At 53.9% G+C, this 15,910-nt stretch carries 14 protein-coding genes; 9 read left to right on the forward strand and 5 right to left on the reverse strand.

All coding sequences use genetic code 11. From position 1 onward, the window contains the following. Positions 1 to 45 precede the first annotated feature (45 nt). Positions 46 to 1,506 carry an NAD-dependent succinate-semialdehyde dehydrogenase gene (locus tag ACJO3M_RS00380; protein WP_406998691.1) on the reverse strand — a complete coding sequence of 487 codons (1,461 nt, stop codon included), beginning with the start codon at positions 1,504 to 1,506 and terminating at the stop codon, positions 46 to 48. Between the two features lie 130 nt (positions 1,507 to 1,636). Here ACJO3M_RS00380 and ACJO3M_RS00385 point away from each other — a divergent pair, with 130 nt between their 5' ends. After that, positions 1,637 to 2,560 carry a LysR family transcriptional regulator gene (locus ACJO3M_RS00385; RefSeq protein WP_406998693.1) on the forward strand — a complete coding sequence of 308 codons (924 nt, stop codon included), beginning with the start codon at positions 1,637 to 1,639 and terminating at the stop codon, positions 2,558 to 2,560. Positions 2,561 to 2,579: 19 nt separating this feature from the next. Here the strand turns inward: ACJO3M_RS00385 and ACJO3M_RS00390 are convergent, their stop codons facing one another. Beyond that, entirely contained in the window at positions 2,580 to 4,067 is a 1,488-nt protein-coding gene (locus ACJO3M_RS00390; protein ID WP_406998695.1) for an aldehyde dehydrogenase, read from the reverse strand. Between the two features lie 198 nt (positions 4,068 to 4,265). Here ACJO3M_RS00390 and ACJO3M_RS00395 point away from each other — a divergent pair, with 198 nt between their 5' ends. The 5 genes from ACJO3M_RS00395 to ACJO3M_RS00415 all read left to right on the forward strand — a co-directional run bounded on the left by ACJO3M_RS00395 (position 4,266) and on the right by ACJO3M_RS00415 (position 9,166). Next, entirely contained in the window at positions 4,266 to 5,372 is a 1,107-nt protein-coding gene (locus ACJO3M_RS00395; RefSeq protein WP_406998863.1) for a polyamine ABC transporter substrate-binding protein, read from the forward strand. Between the two features lie 78 nt (positions 5,373 to 5,450). Next, positions 5,451 to 6,626: an ABC transporter ATP-binding protein gene (locus ACJO3M_RS00400; RefSeq protein ID WP_406998697.1), complete on the forward strand. Its 1,176-nt coding sequence runs from the start codon at positions 5,451 to 5,453 to the stop codon at positions 6,624 to 6,626. Beyond that, positions 6,623 to 7,582, forward strand: coding sequence for an ABC transporter permease subunit (locus ACJO3M_RS00405; RefSeq protein ID WP_406998699.1), 960 nt, complete (start codon positions 6,623 to 6,625; stop codon positions 7,580 to 7,582). Before ACJO3M_RS00400 ends, ACJO3M_RS00405 begins: the two co-directional genes overlap by 4 nt. Next, positions 7,582 to 8,397: an ABC transporter permease subunit gene (locus tag ACJO3M_RS00410; protein WP_406998701.1), complete on the forward strand. Its 816-nt coding sequence runs from the start codon at positions 7,582 to 7,584 to the stop codon at positions 8,395 to 8,397. The genes ACJO3M_RS00405 and ACJO3M_RS00410 overlap by 1 nt, the downstream gene beginning before the upstream one ends. Positions 8,398 to 8,479: 82 nt before the next feature. After that, on the forward strand, positions 8,480 to 9,166 hold the full coding sequence (locus ACJO3M_RS00415; protein WP_406998703.1) for a TorF family putative porin: 687 nt from the start codon (positions 8,480 to 8,482) through the stop codon (positions 9,164 to 9,166). Between the two features lie 49 nt (positions 9,167 to 9,215). Here ACJO3M_RS00415 and ACJO3M_RS00420 read toward each other — a convergent pair whose 3' ends face one another. Continuing rightward, the gene (locus ACJO3M_RS00420) at positions 9,216 to 9,506 is read right to left on the reverse strand and encodes a hypothetical protein (RefSeq protein ID WP_406998705.1); all 291 of its coding nucleotides are present in this window, start codon (positions 9,504 to 9,506) and stop codon (positions 9,216 to 9,218) included. Between the two features lie 103 nt (positions 9,507 to 9,609). Between ACJO3M_RS00420 and ACJO3M_RS00425 the strand changes: the two genes are divergently transcribed. The 3 genes from ACJO3M_RS00425 (at position 9,610) to ACJO3M_RS00435 (ending at position 13,059) form a co-directional block, all read left to right on the forward strand. Beyond that, positions 9,610 to 10,332 (forward strand): TorF family putative porin, encoded by a 723-nt coding sequence (locus tag ACJO3M_RS00425; RefSeq protein ID WP_406998707.1) that lies wholly within the window; start codon positions 9,610 to 9,612, stop codon positions 10,330 to 10,332. 94 nt (positions 10,333 to 10,426) lie between these two features. Then, positions 10,427 to 11,878 (forward strand): Na+/H+ antiporter NhaC family protein, encoded by a 1,452-nt coding sequence (locus ACJO3M_RS00430; protein WP_406998709.1) that lies wholly within the window; start codon positions 10,427 to 10,429, stop codon positions 11,876 to 11,878. A gap of 20 nt (positions 11,879 to 11,898) precedes the next feature. After that, positions 11,899 to 13,059, forward strand: coding sequence for a histone deacetylase-like amidohydrolase (locus tag ACJO3M_RS00435; protein ID WP_406998711.1), 1,161 nt, complete (start codon positions 11,899 to 11,901; stop codon positions 13,057 to 13,059). A gap of 83 nt (positions 13,060 to 13,142) precedes the next feature. Here ACJO3M_RS00435 and ACJO3M_RS00440 read toward each other — a convergent pair whose 3' ends face one another. Further along, positions 13,143 to 13,943 (reverse strand): helix-turn-helix transcriptional regulator, encoded by an 801-nt coding sequence (locus ACJO3M_RS00440; protein WP_406998713.1) that lies wholly within the window; start codon positions 13,941 to 13,943, stop codon positions 13,143 to 13,145. 421 nt (positions 13,944 to 14,364) lie between these two features. Continuing rightward, positions 14,365 to 15,780 carry an NAD(P)/FAD-dependent oxidoreductase gene (locus ACJO3M_RS00445; RefSeq protein WP_406998715.1) on the reverse strand — a complete coding sequence of 472 codons (1,416 nt, stop codon included), beginning with the start codon at positions 15,778 to 15,780 and terminating at the stop codon, positions 14,365 to 14,367. Between the last annotated feature and the right edge of the window lie 130 nt (positions 15,781 to 15,910).

A 15,910-nucleotide genomic window follows, 5' to 3' on the forward strand; every position in this document is an offset into this window, starting at 1 on the left:
CCTCAGTTGTTCGTTATTTAGTGAAGAACTCGGGCGACGAGCGGATCAAATGCCGCCCATGCACAGGTACTTGATCTCGACAAAGTCTTCGATGCCGTAGCGGGAGCCTTCGCGGCCGATGCCGGACTCCTTGATACCGCCAAACGGAGCGACTTCGGTCGAGATCAGCCCTTCGTTAATGCCGACCATGCCGTACTCCAGGGCCTCGGCGACCCGCCATACGCGGCCTATGTCGCGGGCGTAGAAGTAGGCTGCCAGGCCAAACGGGGTGTCGTTGGCGATACGGACCGCTTCGTTTTCGTCGCTGAATCGGAATACCGTCGCGACAGGGCCGAAAATCTCTTCGTTGGCGATCACCATGTCGGTGGTCACGCCGGTCAGCACGGCCGGGGCGTAGAAGTTGTCGTTCAGTTCGCCCTTGCCGCTTGGCTGGTTCAATTCGGCGCCGGCGGCGAGCGCATCGCCTACCAGCCGCTCGACCTTGGCGACCGCGCTTGCATTGATCAGCGGACCGGTGGTGACACCTTCACCGAAACCGTCGCCCAGCGTGAGCTTTGCCACCGCCTGGTTGAGTTTTTCGACAAAGCGGTCGTGGACGCCGTCCTGCACCAGGATGCGATTGGTGCACACGCAGGTCTGACCGGCATTGCGGAACTTGGAGGCCATGACGCCGGCAACCGCGGCGTCCAGATCGGCATCGTCGAACACGATAAAGGGTGCGTTGCCGCCCAGCTCCAGGGAGACTTTTTTGACGGTCTCGGCGCACTGACGCATCAGCAGTTTGCCGACGGGGGTCGATCCGGTGAATGAAAGCTTGCGCACGCGGGAATCGTTGCACAGGACTTTCCCGACGACAGGAGACTTCAGCGTAGTGACGACGTTAAACACACCAGCCGGGATGCCGGCCTGGCGGCTTAGTTCGGCCAGCGCCAACGCCGAAAGGGGCGTGTGCTCGCCGGGCTTGACCACGACGGTGCAGCCGGCAGCCAGTGCCGGGCCTGCCTTGCGGGTGATCATTGCGATCGGGAAATTCCACGGGGTGATCGCCGCGACCACGCCAATAGGCTGTTTGAGCGTGACAATGCGTTTGTCGGGGCCATGGGCCGGGATCACGTCGCCGTATACCCGCTTGGCTTCTTCGGCGAACCATTCGATAAACGAGGCGCCATAAGCCACTTCACCGCGGGCTTCGGCGAGCGGCTTACCCTGCTCACTGGTCATCAGTTTGGCCAGGTCTTCCTGATTGGCCATAATCAGCTCGTACCAGGCACGCAGGCGGGCGCTGCGCTCCTTGGCGGTCAGTGCCCGCCAGGCTGGCAGTGCCTGGTCGGCGGCATCGATCGCGGCCGTGGTTTCCGCCACTCCCAGGTTGGGCACGTCGGCGATTTTTTCCAGGGTGCTTGGGTTGGTAACGTCGAAACGGTCGCCCGTCTCAGCGTCACACCACTGGCCGTTGATAAAGGCATGCTGCTGAAACAGCGCGGCGTTGTTGATTGTCAGACTCATGGCGGTCCCCCGTTGTGTTTCCATTGCTGTGTCATTGCCGGAATGGGCTATTGGTTAGCAATCATAGGGCGACTACTATAGTGTGATAAATGTTCATCTTTATTTGTAAACGTTGATTGGGGTAAAACAATTGAAGAAGACGTTGGGCGTCAAGCTGGGGCAGGTGGCGGACTATGAGATCCGCCTGTTGCGGGTGTTCAAGTCGGTGGTGGAGTGCGGCGGCTTTGCGGCGGCTGAGACCGAGCTCAATATCGGCCGTTCAACGATCAGCATTCATATCGCCAACCTTGAGCAACGGCTGAACCTGAAGCTCTGCCGACGCGGGCGCGCCGGTTTCGCCCTGACCGAAGAGGGCATCGAGGTCTACGAGCTGATGAAGGAGCTGTTTTCGTCACTCGAAACCTTCCGTGCCGGCATCGATGCCCTGCACGTCGCGTTGACCGGTGAGTTGAAGATTATTGCCAGTGATACTGTCTGTCTCGATACCGAGGCCAAACTTGCCGAAGCGATCGCGAAGTTTTCGCAGGAGGCTCCGGAGGTCAACGTGTTGCTGGATGTGCGGGCGTTGACGGAAATCGAGCGGATGATACTCAACGACGAAGCCGATATCGGCTTTGTCCCCTTTCACCGTCAGTTTGAGGGCATGGATTACAGCCCGCTCTACTATGACCGGTGCCATCTGTACTGCAGTCACAACCACCCGCTGTTCGATGCCGTCGAGGACGAATCATTCGAGCAACAGGTACTGGCTTCCAAGGTGGTCCATGCCGGCGTACAGACGAGTGCGGAGGTGGGGGAGCAACTGGCGGACATGAACAAGTCGGCCATCGCGTATTTTTACGAAGCCCGCCTGGCGATGATCCTGTCTGGCGCCTATATCGGTTTTATGCCGGACAAGTACGTGCAGCCCTATGTAGATGCCGGACAGTTACGTCGGCTCCTGCCCAAGCAAAAGGGCTACGAGCTGGGGCTGGCTGCGGTTACCCGCAGCCACCGCAAGAGCAGCCGCGCCCGCGAACTCTTCATCGAGATCCTGCGCGAACTGCACGGTTGAGTGATGACCGGGTATCCGATCAGAGGCTGATCCAGACACTCTTGATGTCGGTGTACTTCTCCAGCGAGTGCAGCGATTTATCCCGGCCGTTACCCGAGGCCTTGACGCCGCCGAACGGCATCGTGCAGTCGCCTTCGCCCCAGCCGTTGACCCAGACCATGCCACTCTTGATCTTGCGGCTGACCCGGTGTGCGCGTGAAAGGTTATCGGTCCAGATCGATGCGGCGAGGCCGTAGGGCGTATCATTGGCGAGGTGGATCGCTTCGTCCTCCTGTTCAAACCCGGACACTGCCAGTACCGGGCCGAAGATCTCCTCGCGGACGAACGTCATCTGGTTATGGGCGTCGACGATGATGGTCGGCCTGGCGTAGAAGCCCTTGCCCTCGACATACTCAGGTAGGCCGCCGCAGAGTACCCGGCCACCTTCATCGATGGCGGATTGGATGTAGCGGCTGACGGTGTCGAGTTGCGCCTTGTCCACCAGCGGTCCCATGCGGGTATCCGGGTCTAGCGGATCACCAACCCGGTAGGCTGCAGTGGCTTCGACCAGGGCGTCAAGGAACCGTGCCTTGATACCGTTTTGCAGGTACAGGCGCGAGCAGGCGATACAGACTTCCCCCTGGTTCGAGAAAATGGCCGCAGCGGCGGCTTCTGCCGCAGACTCGATATCCTGACAGTCGTCGAAAACCACCATCGGCGACTTGCCCCCGGCCTCAATCCACACGCGTTTCATATTGGACTGGCCGGCATACTCCATCAGCATGCCACCGACGCGGGTCGAACCGGTGAACGCCAGTACGCTGACGTCGTGGTGCATGGCCAGAGCTTTTCCTGCCGTGTGGCCATACCCGGTCACGACGTTGAACACACCGTCAGGGAGGCCGGCTTCCGTGGCCAGCTCTGCAAGGCGCAGGATGCTGAGCGAGCTCTTCTCGGACGGCTTGAGCACCAGGGAGTTGCCGGCGGCGAGCGCTGGCGCGAGCTTCCACACGGCCATCAACAGGGGGAAGTTCCACGGTGTAATGGCGCCGACGACCCCAACGGGCTCGTGGCTGATCAGACCCAGTGTTTCCTTGCCCGTCGGAGCGATTTCACCATAGACCTTGTCGATACATTCGGCGGTCCAGCGAATGCAGTCGATCGCTTCCGCCAGGTCGACGTTGACCATTTCGTGGATCGACTTGCCCATGTCCAGACTGTCCAGCAGAGCCAGTTCGTTGCCGTGTTGCTCGACCAGGTCAGCGAGCCGAAGCATAACCTGCTTGCGCTGGGCCGGTGCGGCCTCGGACCAGCTGCCGGCCTGGTAGGCGGCCAGCGCGGATTGGACGGCACGGTCGATATCGGCACGGTCGCCGCTGGCAACCTCAACCAGGCATTGTTCCGTGGCCGGGTTGATCGAAGGGAAACGTTCGCCGCTCTCGGCGGGCCGGAAGTGGCCGTCGATATAGCAATCACCGTGAAGCCGGGCGCGCTGGCTCAGCTGCTGCCAATCTTTTAGTTGTTCCATGTTGTCGCTCTCCGCTAGGAATCTGGTAGCGGTACAGGCTACTCATTGCGCTGTCGGGCGCGCCATACCCTCTTGAGGGTAGGGGCTGGTTTCCCTGCCCACTACCCTTAAAAGGGTATGTGGGGAGTCAAGATAGCCATGCTAATGATTAAAAGCGTTCCCCATCCGTGAGGGAATCGCACAACCCGACAGGAGAGAATTATGCCTATAACAAAAAACCGACTTGGCGCCGCCCTGGCGCTTTCTGTCAGTGTCACATCCGGTGCGGCTTTGGCCGACGAAAGCAAGGTCCTGAATATCTACAACTGGTCGGATTATATTGCGCCAGAGGCGATTGAAGCGTTCTCCGAAAAGACCGGCATCGAAGTCAACTACGACGTCTACGATTCCAACGAGGTGCTTGAGGCCAAGCTGATGTCAGGCGGCACGGGCTATGACGTGGTGGTGCCGGCCGGCGCGTTCCTGGAGCGGCACGTCCAGGCCGATATCTATCTGGAAGTTGATCAGTCCCGGCTCTCCAACTACGACAATCTGGATCAGGTGATGTTGGAAAAGGTGGCCCGTTACGACGCGGGCAACAAGCATAGCGTGCCTTACGCCTGGGGCACGATCGGTCTTGGCTACAACGTCGATCAGGTCAGAGAGCGTCTGGGCGACACCCCTGTCGACAGCCTCGATCTGGTGTTTAACCCGGATGTCGCGGCCAAACTGGCTGATTGTGGCATCGCCATGCTGGATTCCCCTGCCGAAGTTGTCTCCATGGCGCTGAACTACCTGGGGCTTGATCCCAACAGTGAGAAAAAAAGCGACCTGAAGAAAGCCGAGGCGATGCTGCAGAGCGTGCGCCCCCACATTAAATACTTCAGTTCCAGCAAATACATCTCCGACCTGGCCAACGGCGAAATCTGTCTTGCCGTGGGCTACAACGGTGACGTACTGCAGGCACAAGGGCGTGCTGAAGAAGCGGGTCAGGGCGTGAATGTGGGTTACTCCATTCCCTCCGAAGGAACCCTGGTCTGGTTCGACGTGATGGCCATCCCTGCCGATGCCCCGCACCCGGATGCCGCCCATAAGTTCATCGATTTTGTGCTGCAAGGCGACACGGCGGCCGGTATCTCCAACTACGTCTACTACGCGGTACCCAATGTCGCCGCTATGCCGCTGCTCGATGAAGAGGTCAGCAGCAACCCGGGCATTTACCCTTCGGAAGACGTCAAGGCCAAGCTGTTTACGCAGAATGCGCATACACCGAAGTTCGACCGTATCCTGAACCGCTCCTGGTCCAATACCAAAACCGGACGGTGAACACTGTCATTCCGGCGGCGAGCCAGCGCGCAAGCCGCTGGTTTCGTCACCAGCGGAATAACTTCCAGGGGAAAGAGCATGAGTTTATATACGGCAATTGAACCGGAGCAGGCGGAAGCTTGCGCTGACAGTGGCGCTTCAGTGCCACTGTGGCGCCAGGAAGGTGCCGAGCCTTTTGTGAAGATCGAAAACGTCACCAAAAAGTTTGGCGATTTTACGGCAGTCGACAACATCTCGCTGAACATCTACAAAAACGAGCTTTTCTGCCTGCTGGGCGGCTCCGGTTCCGGCAAGAGTACGCTGCTCCGGATGTTGGCCGGATTTGAGACGGCCACCAGCGGACGCATCCTGATCGATGGTGTCGATACTTCGGGCATTCAGCCGTGGAAACGGCCGGTCAACATGATGTTTCAGTCCTATGCCTTGTTTCCGCATCTGACCGTCACCGAAAATGTCGCGTTCGGTTTACGTCGCGAGGGCGTCAGCCGCTCAGAAACCAAACAGCGCGTGGCGCAGATGCTGGATATGGTGCAGATGGGCCATCTGGGCAAGCGCAAGCCGAACCAGTTGTCGGGTGGGCAGCGCCAGCGGATTGCGTTGGCGCGGTCGCTGATCAAGCGGCCCAAACTGCTGCTGCTGGATGAACCGCTGGGCGCACTCGATAAAAAACTGCGTGAAGAAACCCAGTTTGAGCTGATCAACCTCCAGTATGAGTTGGGTGTGACGTTTGTGGTGGTGACCCATGACCAGGAAGAGGCGATGACCCTCGCCACCCGGATTGGGGTGATGAATCAGGGCCAGATTATCCAGACCGCCGAACCCCATGAAGTCTACGAATATCCGAACAGTCGTTTTGTGGCCGAGTTTGTCGGTTCGGTGAATCTGTTCGAGGGTAAAGTTGTTGAGAAGACGCCGGGCTCTGTCCGGATCGATTCACGGGACGCCGGCACCACGCTTTCCAACAACCACGGCATCAACTGTGCCGCTAACCAGGGGGTCAGTGTTGCGGTACGCCCTGAGAAAATAAATATCAGCCACGAGGACCCCGAACAGCGCGACAACTGTGTACGCGGCAATATTGAAGACGTCGCCTATATGGGCAGCCTGTCGTTATTTCGGGTCAGGCTCGATAACGGTTTTGAAGTGAGAGTGACCAAGCCGAATCTGATGCGCGCCGCAGCCGAGAGATTCACCTGGGATGATCTCGTTTACTTGTCCTGGGACGAAGACAGCAGCGTGGTGTTGACGTCATGAGTACTATTGCTGAATCAGTCCGGCTCACAGGGCTTTCACTGAGGGCTCGGATTCTCGAGCGCCTCGGGCAGATCAAGTTTGGCCGCTATGCGGTCATTTCGATTCCGGGTCTGTGGCTGGCGGTGTTTTTCTTTATCCCGTTTCTGGTCGTATTCAAAATCTCGCTTGCCGAGACGGCGATCGCGATTCCGCCCTACACGTCGCTGTTCGAACTCGATCTGGAAGAGGCGTTGCTAGAGATCAGCATCAACCTCGACAATTACCGCTACCTGTTCGAGGATGATTTCTACCTGGCGGCTTACCTCAATTCGGCCAAAATCGCCGCCATCTCCACCTTCTTCACCCTGTTGATCGGCTTTCCGATGGCCTATCTGATTGCCCGCAGCCACGGCACAACCCGGACGTTGCTACTGTCGCTGGTGATCCTGCCGTTCTGGACGTCGTTTCTGCTCCGGGTTTACGCCTGGATGGGGATCTTGCAGAAGAACGGCATCGTCAATGACTTTCTGATGAGCATCGGCCTGATCGACACTCCGCTGACGATATTGCAGACCGATATCGCCGTTTACATCGGCATCGTTTACACGTACCTGCCGTTTATGGTGTTGCCGCTCTATACGGCGCTCGAAAAGCTCGACGGGGTCCTGCTTGAGGCAGCGGAAGACCTGGGCTGCAAGCCCGCGCAAACCTTCTTCCTTATCACCCTGCCGCTGTCATTGCCCGGTGTCGTTGCCGGCTGCTTGCTGGTGTTTATTCCGGCGGTGGGCGAGTTCGTCATTCCGGCGCTGCTGGGCGGCTCCGATACGCTGATGATCGGTCGGGTATTGTGGGACGAGTTTTTCCTCAGCCGGGACTGGCCCATGGCTTCGGCAGTCGCGACGGTGATGCTGATCGTGCTGGTGTTGCCGATCATGCTGATCCGTAACAACGCCGAAAAACAGGGGGAGGCCGCCTGATGAAACGTCGTTCAACCTTCCTGAATGTGTCCGCCGGCCTGGGTTTTGTGTTCCTGTATGCGCCGATCATTGCCCTGATCATCTACAGCTTCAATAAGTCCAAGCTGGTGACGGTATGGGGTGGTTGGTCATTGAAATGGTATGCCGAGCTGTTTAAAAACGACCAGATTATTGACGCCGCGCTGGTGAGCGTGAAGATCGCCGTCATCAGCGCCACGCTGGCGGTCGTACTGGGTACGCTGGCCGGTTTCGTACTGACCCGGTTCGGTCGCTTCCGCGGCAAGATGATTCTGTCGGGCTGGACGACCGCGCCTTTGGTTATGCCGGAAGTGATCACCGGGCTGTCCCTGTTGCTGCTGTTTGTGGCCATGGAGGGGATGTTCGGTTGGCCCTCCGGGCGCGGCACCGGCACCGTGATCATCGCCCATACCACCTTCTGCCTGGCCTACGTGGCCGTGGTTGTGCAGTCGCGTCTGGTATCACTGGACGAGACCCTGGAAGAAGCGGCCATGGACCTGGGCGCCAGGCCTGCCTCGCTGTTCTTCCTGGTGACCCTGCCGTTGATCGCGCCGGCTCTCGTCTCGGGCTGGTTGCTTTCCTTCACCCTGTCACTGGATGACCTGGTCATCGCCAGCTTTGTCTCCGGCCCGGGCGATAGCACGCTACCGATGGTGATCTTCTCGAAGGTCCGCCTGGGCGTCAGTCCGGAGGTGAACGCCCTGGCCACGCTGATGATTCTGACCGTGGCGGTCGGGGTGATTGCCGCGGTGTTCCAGATGCGTCGCCAGCACCGTAGCAAAGAAATCCTGGAATAACCCTGCTCTTAATCCTAACCCCGGGGGGCAATGCCCCCGGTTTTACTCCCCCAAACCTAAAAACAACACCTAGGAGAATCCTATGAAATCATTGTGGATGGCACCGGCGTGCCTGTTACTTTCCTCTGCCGTCACGGCAGCCGAGCTTTCGAGCACTGTCAGCTTCACCAATGACTACCGTTTCCGCGGTATCTCGCAAACGGCCGGTGACGCAGCGGTGCAGGGCAGCATCGACGTGGCCCTCGATAACGGTCTCTATGCCGGCATCTGGGGTAGCAACGTCGATTTTGGCGACGACGCTAATCTGGAAATCGACTGGTACGCCGGCTACTGGGCCGAAATCAATGACAAGATGAGTTGGGATGCGACCCTGTATTATTACACCTACCCGGGTTATGACGCAGCCGACGCAGACTACGCAGAAGTAGACCTGAACTTCTATTACGGTGACCTGAAACTGGAGTACGCCTTCGCCAACGACTATGTCAATCTGAGTGAGGAGGCACACTACGTCGCGCTGGACTACAGCTACGCCGTGACCGACCAGGTGTCTCTGGACCTCCACGCCGGTCATAGCTTTGGCGATTATTGGGACGAGATTGATATCGGTGACTACAGCGATTTCTCGGTTGGCGCCTCCACCAGCCTCGCTGGTCTCGACCTGTCACTCGCCTACCTGTTTAACGATCTGGACAGCGATCAGGAAATCGATACTGGCCCGTTCCGCAACGACCAAACGGTTCTGTTGACAGTTTCCAGAAGTTTCTAAGCGCTGAAGGGCAGCACAGCTGCCTGTTCCGGCCGGCCTGGTGGTTCTGCTATCCCATTGCAGAACGATCACGCCGGCCTTTTTTATGGCTTGCTCTGTTGCTCTGGAGCAAAAGGGTCGCGGAGTCAGCCCAATTCCTTTTGCGTGATCGGAAACCCATCTTCTCAACCAGCCGAATCCACAAATGCCGCCAGCCGCCTTTGGCATCAACCGTATCCAGCGCGTACATCGTAATCTTGGCGCCGATTAACCAGTTGCCACATCCGAAAGGGTTCTTCGATTCGGCTTGACGGTCTGATTGAACATTGGGTTTTGCAGATTCAGAAACCACTCCTGCCATACCGGTCCCTCCCGCTAATGAAATGAGGGTATCGCCTATTTCCGTTTGCCATGTAACGCTAAATATGAAATTTGCACGACAACCCAAACAAGAAGAGATTACTATGAAGAACGCCAACATTTTCGCTTTTTCCCTTCTCTGCACCTTCGTGTTCTCTGAGGCCGTCCATGCAGACATTAGTGCTAACGTGACTTTAGCTACTGATTATCGCTATCGGGGGATTTCCCAAAGCAACGAACAAGTGGCGGTTCAAGGTGGCTTTGATTGGTTCCATGAGAGCGGAGCCTATATTGGAACCTGGGCTAGTAATGTAGATTTTTTTCCTACCAACAGCGCATTCGATGATGGCGCCAGTGTCGAGTTCGATGTTTGGGCAGGATATACCGGAGGGGTAGGAGAAAAATTAACTTATGACGCAACGCTATACTACTACCAGTATCCGGGAGATGATATCGACCAGAATTTTGCAGAGATTGGTCTAGGCTTAAATTATGAAGGATTTCGTCTAGCGTATTGGTATGCTGACAGTTATCTGAATCTCGAAAACAATAACCAATATGTTGAAATTAATTACACTGCAGATCTTCCTCGCAATGTAGTGTTTAAGATTCATGCAGGAGCATCATTTGGTGAAGTGTATGATGATCCAATGACGCTAAGTCTCGACGAATATGCTGATTACTCTTTAGGATTTCTTAAAAATATTGGTGGAGTCGATGTCGAGATCGCATATCTGGATACAACTATTGATGGCAATTACGAAGTAAGTAGTGGTCATTTGGCAAATCAAGATACTCTGCTCCTGTCCGTTTCCAAATACTTCTAACGGGCGCTGGAAGATTTTAAAAAGGCCTGGTACATCGGATTTTTGTCTTTTAATCCCGGTGCCTATTTTGATTTAGAACAATAAAGTGATGCATATGAATAGTACTGAAATAGCTCATTCAAGCACGCATTTCAACTTTAACATTATTTTAAAGTTGCTGGCTGCCATTTTTGCAGTCGGGGTTGCGTTTTACGGAAACAGCGTTGTAATTGATGGGAACTATGGGTGGTTTGTATTGCTGCCTGTCGTAACCGTTTTGTGTTGTGCTCTTCTCACGCACCGTTCCATTGAGTCATTACTGTTAGGAAGTGTAACCGGATTTATTCTCATTGACCCCTCGGCAGTTTTTCAAAGTCTGATTGACACGAATATTGCTGTTTTGAGCGATGGCATTACTGCATGGGTTATTACCATTACATTTTTGGTGGGTGGCCTGATAGCTCTCCTCAATTACTCGGGTGGAACTCAGGCATTTAGTGACTGGGTGAGCGGTTTTACTAAGAGTCGCTCGCACACGTTGCTCGCTAGTTGGGCAATGGGTGTTGTAATATTTGTTGATGATTATCTGAATGCCTTGGCTGTTAGTACTTCGATGAAAAAGCTGAGCGATAAGTTCAAAATATCACGTCAGATGCTTGCTTATGTAGTCGACTCAACTGCAGCGCCCATGTGTGTTCTTGTTCCTATATCAACTTGGGCAATATTCATTATTGGTCTTTTTGAAGCGAATGGTGTATTCCCGAAGGGTTCTGGGTTTGAGGGGTATATTGAGGTTGTGCCCTATATGATCTATGCATGGGTGGCCGTACTGATGGTCCCCATTGTCAGCAAGGGATTTATCCCTACCCTGGGTGCTATGAAAAAAGCTGAAGAAGACGCTGCTAACGGTATTTTTTGCCAAGGCGAATCGCTTCAAGTTCGATCAGTAGCTAATCCCAAAATCCGAAACTTCGTATTACCTCTGTTAGCATTCATGCTCGGAACCTGGTATTTCGACTACAACACGCTTAATGGTGTGGTGTTTGCTCTCATTTTCACCGTTCCGCTTTTTATGCTTCAAAGGCTTGACTCGCTTGGAGGTTTGGTCGATCAGATCTTGGATGGTTTCAGTTCGATGATCCAGCCGATGTGTATTGTAATTGCCTCTTTTGTTCTCCAGCATGTGAATGATCAGATCGGGTTGTCGCCATTTGTCCTGGACCAAGTCGTCCCCTTCATGAATGGGATGTGGCTGCCTGCGATTACTTTTGTTGTTCTTTCGGCACTTACTTTTGCTACTGGGTCTTTCTGGGGCATTTACGCGATTGCACTGCCAATAATTTTCCCGTTAGCGCAGGCAATAGAAGCAGATATTCTCTTGACTATGGGCGCGCTTGTCTCTGCTGGTGTATTTGGTAGCCACGCCTGTTTCTTCGGTGATGCCACTGTAATTACCTCAAAAGGTGTGGGGTGTAGCCCATACAGCCATGCAATCACGCAACTTCCGTATGCCACGATCGCAGCAACGATCGCAACTGTGATTTTTGTTGTATTAGCGTGGGTATAACCAATAGGGGTGGGTCTGAAATGAAAAGGAAAACCGGATTTTTATATCACGAAATTTGTATGTGGCACGATCCGGGAAATCGTTCCATTTATGATGATGCTGGGATATTTTTTCAGCCGGATAAGGCTCTTGAAAATGCAGAAACAAAGAGGCGGCTCCGAAATCTGCTAGAAGTGAGTGGTGTTAGCGATGGGCTGGTATCCTTGCAAGCAAAACCCGCTGAGATTGAAGATCTCATTCGCTTTCATACCTCTGAGTATATTGAAAGTTTGCAACGATTGAATGCGACGGGCAGTGAGGATGTAAGTGACGGAGCCCCGTTTGCTCCGGGTGGCTTTGATATAGCGCGGCAATCAGCAGGCATGGCGATACACGCCATTGAGGCAGTGATGACCGGCCTGGTCGATAATGCGTACTCTTTAGGCAGGCCTCCTGGGCACCATGCCAGAGCCAATGAAGGATATGGTTTTTGCCTGTTAGGGAATATTCCGATTGCAATAAAGGCGGCCCAGTCCAAAGACATAGTGCGTCGAGTTGCTGTGATTGACTGGGACGTCCATCATGGCAATGGGACGCAAGACGCGTTCTATGATAATGATGATGTGTTGACTATCTCAATCCACCACGAAAATAACTTCCCATTAAATTCTGGCGGGGTTGATGAGATCGGTATAGGAGAAGGAGAAGGCTATAACCTCAATATTCCTTTGCCGGCTGGAAGTGGGATAGGGGCATACTATGCAACTCTTGATCAAGTTGTGATTCCGGCACTGGAAAAATTTAAACCAGAGCTGATAGTTGTGGCTTGTGGATTTGATGCCGCAGCACTCGACCCACTGGGTCCTATGATTCTCAACAGCCAATGCTTTCGCGAGATGACTAATCGGCTTCTTACGGTTGCTGATAACCTTTGTGAAGGACATATGGTCTTTGTCCATGAGGGTGGATATTCAGAAAGTTATGTACCCTTTTGTGGTCTTGCAACAATAGAAGCCTTGAGCGGCTTGGAGAGTCGCGTTGTTGATAGACTTGGCGAGGAAATCGCCCAATGGGGGCAGCAGGATCTATTGCCGCATCAACAAGCAGTGATTGACATTGTCAAACCACAACTTGAAAGAATCAATCCGCCTAAATGGGTCGATTCAAGCTTTGATTCCGGAGTCTCATTGCATATGGAATGAAATACGGGTTTTCGGTTCTTTAAACTCATACGCGTACTCGTCAGGTTCGCCTGGCGTTTCGCTAACCTGGCGAGCCATAGCGATTAAGAGTTTTCGGGGCTTGAAGCGTTTATTTCATCAATGAATAGAGAAAAAAGTTCCGATTGTGAGTTTATTTCCAGTTTTCTGTACATATTCTTGCAGTGAACCTTAACTGTTCCGAAAGCAAGGCCAAGAACATCAGAGATTGCTTTGAAGGAATAGCCGCGTATTATTAGCAGGGCTACCTCCCTCTCACGGTCTGACAAAACATTCTGGCCAAAATTATTGAATACGTATGAAACGTGCCTGTGAATTATAGAAGAATTTTCTTGCGCTTCTAAATTAGGATGATGGGCCCAGTGTTTTATAGCTGAATATTTTATAAAAGGAAATATTATTGATAGGTTGTTTCTGGTTTCTTGGGTGATTTCTTTCTCCATTATTCCCATCGATATTTGAATTTGTAAATCCCTTCTTAGATTTATATTTAATACCGCTTCATTCTCAATTTTGATCTCGCGATAATATTCACGATAAAACTCACTTACAAAAAAGTCATCTGGTGCAACATCTTCTAGAAAGAATAGGCCATCATTCATTCCTTTTAAAAATGCATGATACCAAGGGTCAAGTAGGTAGCATCCATTCAAGTATTGATTGATGACTGCTGCTTTTCTGTTTTCTGGTACTTGAGAATGCCAAAACACCGGGGCAACGTCGTTTTTGTAGCAAATTATGACAATTTGATTGTAAGGAACTACTTTCTTTATCGCTCTTATTAGCTCGTCTGGGAACTTATTTGAACCAATTGCGTCTATTACTAACCCTATTTGTTCGTGCCATTCTTTCGAGTCGTATTTCATAACCTATCATCCTTTATAGTTTTTTAGGTGGAATGATGTTCCCCATTTTTTCGAACCCTATTTAGAATCAATGCCTTACCAGTAACGATATCTGCATCGGTAACATATTGAATAATAGAAAACTGTTTTTTATTCATAGGTTTATTATGCAGATATACGAGTATAGCCTTCCAGCACCCGTGAGGGTGCCTCGATAATCAATCTAACTTGATATTATAAACCACGCTCACTGACTTTGTGTCTATTCGTGACTTCGTACAGTTCGAACCGCACCCAGAGTTAGCTGGATGGTCCTGCGATCCTATGGGAGAACTACCAAGCCGGCATTTTATGCGCGCTCTGTTCCTCTGGAACAAAGGGGTCGCGGAGTCAAAAAAGCCGGGCTCCAGGGCCCGGCTGTTGGTGGTAGGCGATTGGGATGTCAGCCCAATTCCTTTTGCGTGATCGGGAAGCCCATCTTCTCAACCAGCCGAATCCACAAATGCCGCCAGCCGCCCTTGGCATCAACCGTATCCAGCGCGTACATGGTAATCTTCGCGCCGATCCAGCGGAACGGTTCGGGAGGGATGTAGCCCGGCAGCGTGCTGGCAAATCCCAGTTTGCTCTCGGGCGTGTCCTTCCCATCGAGTATATCCAGTCCGACCCTTGAGCCGAAGCGGGTAGCGGTGACGCCGAAACCGGAGTAACCACCCGCGTAGACCATGTCGCCGTTGTGGTAACGCTGGAAGTGCACCGCCATCCGTGTGGTCAGGCCGATGGGACCGCTCCAGGCATGGCTGAAACTGATGCCGCGCAGACCCGGGAAGGTCTTGTAGAAGTTTTCGACCAAGGGGACAAAGTTCTCTGCCGTCTTGTCCGCTTTCGGGTCGGTATCATTCTCGTAAAAGTACCCCAGCCGACCGCCAAACAGGATCCGGTTGTCGGCGGTAAGGCGCATGTAGTTAAGCTGTGTGCGGGTGTCGTAGATGCCTTGACGGTGCTTCCAGCCGATACTGGCCAACTGCTCATCGGTGAGCGGCTCGGTGACAACGATCCGGTCGCGGATCGCAGCGACCCGTTTGCGGATCTTGCTACCGCTGATGGCAAAGGCGTTGGTAGCGAGCAGCACCTTGTTGGCTCTGATCAGGCCCTCGGGGGTTTCCGCCTTTACACCCGGGTTCAGTGCGCGGGTATCGCACAGAGGGGTGTATTCGTAGATTCTCACGCCGAGTTCTTTCGCCACGCGCTTAAGGCCCCAGGCCAGCTTTCCGGGGTGGACCGTACCGCTACGGCTCTTGGACCAGAGTCCACCGGAGAACAGCGGTGAGTTGACCTCAGACTGAACCTGGTCCTGGTTGAGCAGGTAGGCGTCGTGGCCGTAGCGCTTGTAGAGTTTGTACTCTTTTTTGATGTCGTCCAGGCCATCTTCACCGATGGCGACGGTGAGCTCGCCACCCCATTCGACATCGCAGTCGATGTTGTAGCGTTCGATCGTTCCGCGGAAATGGTCAAGGTTTTCTTTGCCCAGACGCTCCAGTTCGTCCATGTCGTCTGGAAACAGGCGCTGAGCATTGTCCAGGCCATGCATAACCGAGGTCGACAGTATGGCCGCGGGGCGACCTGAGGCTCCGATGGCAACGCATTGCGCCTCGATCAGAACCACATCACGTTCGGGGTTGTTCTCTTTTGCCTGTACGGCGGCCCAGAGCCCTGTGAAGCCAGCGCCGACGATCAGCAGATCGCACTGGGTGCTGCCCTTGAGTGACGGTTCAGGCTTGGGTGCATCGGCGTGATCTAACCAGTAGGGAAAGAACTTTGTTCTCAGTAAAGCCTTTTGGGCATCCGTTAATCCGTTCATGGTCACACTCATTTGTTGTGTTTCTCAGGAATCGCGCTGATAGCGCTATGTAACCAGTTTGCTGAACGGTAAGGCGGGATTGAATACCCTCGTTTGGTAGGTACCTGAACAGGGTAGAGCGTGAGAGAGA

The sequence above is a fragment of the Marinobacter alkalisoli genome (assembly GCF_045449795.1).
Lineage (GTDB): Bacteria > Pseudomonadota > Gammaproteobacteria > Pseudomonadales > Oleiphilaceae > Marinobacter.